The following is a 1,493-nucleotide window of genomic DNA, read 5'->3' as shown; positions in this document are numbered from 1 at the left end:
CTCCCCATACCTTATCGCGGACACCTGCCGTTTTTAAAATCCCATATGAGAAAAAACCATAAATATCAGTTTTTAAACTGCGCCATGCTTGTCCAAGAGCGTCTGGCACCGCAGGAGCTCTTCAAGGCGTTGTTTGACCCGCGGCAGGGCAAAGGACGCCCGTACAGCGTTCAGATTACAGGTCAGAAACTCCTCGTCCTTCCATCCAAAAATATGATGTAAACGCTGGTATTCTTCATTCAGAGTTGTATTGGCTACCGTTCTTGCATCCGTGTTTATACTTAGGGAGATCCCTTCATGAAAAAGTATATTAACAGGATGCTCTGCGATGGACGGACAGATATTGCAGACAATATTACAACCCGGGCACACCTCAAGATGTATGTTATCTCGGAGGAGCCGGTCCAGCGTTGCTCTGTCTTCAACGCTCCTGACACCATGTCCGATACGCGATACGTTCAAGCTATCCAGCGTTTCATTCACACTTGCAAATCCGCGTGCTTCTCCAGCATGAGCAATACAGTCCCCACCATGACTCCGGACATACTCAAATGCCTTTATGTGGTTCTCCAGAGAGTAACGCGCTTCATCCGCCGCCAGATCTAATGCAACAACACCTTTTCCCAGATAGCGGGCTACAAGCCTCGCGGTTTCCAGACTTTGCTGTGCCGAAAAATGACGCAAGGTACACAGGATCAGATTAGTTTCTATACCATATATCTGACTTCTGGCCTGCATGGCTCCCAGAACTGTTTCAACCACCTGCTCGGCCGTCAGGTTCTGGTTCAAATGTAATAAGGGGGCAAAGCGTAATTCAGCATAAATAACACCATCCGCATGTAACTGATCGAAGATGTCATCAACCGCCTGACGCAATGCGCAAGTGGTCTGTAATAAATCTAACTGTGGTGTAATTCTGCTTAAGAAATCGCCTAAATCATTACATTTTTCGGGGGCGATAAACTGCGTTCTGAACATTCTGAGATTGAGGGATGGCATGAGCATCCGCGCGCAGTGATAGCTGATACAGGTGTCCAGATGAACGTGTAGTTCAATTTTTGGAATGTGCCGTGCGTCAAAATTCATTAGTTGTTTTCTCCGCACATATTGACTGGTTCAGCCAGCAATCCGAATAATTTCTCCTTAAATAATCCGCTTTTTACTTTGAACACGATCTTGGCATTAGGGGCATTGCCGGTAAGGTTCGTCGAGTCAATAACGTAATGTCCATATGAAGACTGGCTTTTATACTCCACCCAGGAATAACCAACGAAGGCCTCCTGAATAATGTCGGGATACAGCGCTACGGCCATCGTGGTGGGATCGGGCAAATCGAAGCCTTTGCGCTCTGTTCTTCCCGTATTAAATTCCATCAGAGTTTTATTGCAGCGCACAGTGAAGCGGCCCAGAGGACTCAGCTGATTAAGATAATCGATATCTTGTTCATTGATAAATGCCTCACCCATGCCTATTTCCCAACCAACCACGGTAAG

The 1,493-nt window shown here is 46.7% G+C and carries 2 protein-coding genes; both read right to left on the bottom strand.

Features of this window, described 5'->3' with window-relative positions:
• Nucleotides 1-72 precede the first annotated feature (72 nt).
• Entirely contained in the window at nucleotides 73-1,086 is a 1,014-nt protein-coding gene (gene add, locus HMPREF3091_RS10005; RefSeq protein WP_070715626.1) for an adenosine deaminase, read from the bottom strand.
• Nucleotides 1,086-1,493 (bottom strand): nucleoside hydrolase (locus HMPREF3091_RS10000; protein ID WP_371328683.1); only part of this gene is annotated, 408 nt, incomplete at its 5' end. The genes HMPREF3091_RS10000 and add, both read right to left, overlap by 1 nt.

The organism is Hafnia sp. HMSC23F03, from assembly GCF_001816025.1.
GTDB lineage: Bacteria > Pseudomonadota > Gammaproteobacteria > Enterobacterales > Enterobacteriaceae > Hafnia > Hafnia paralvei.
The sequence above is the reverse complement of the archived record's forward strand: the minus strand, read 5'-3'. Positions and strand labels throughout refer to the sequence as shown.

Excerpts from the sequence above, each read along its gene's own strand:
- add (WP_070715626.1), bottom strand. The coding sequence starts at position 1,086 with ATGAATTTTGACGCACGGCACATTCCAAAAATTGAACTACACGTTCAT.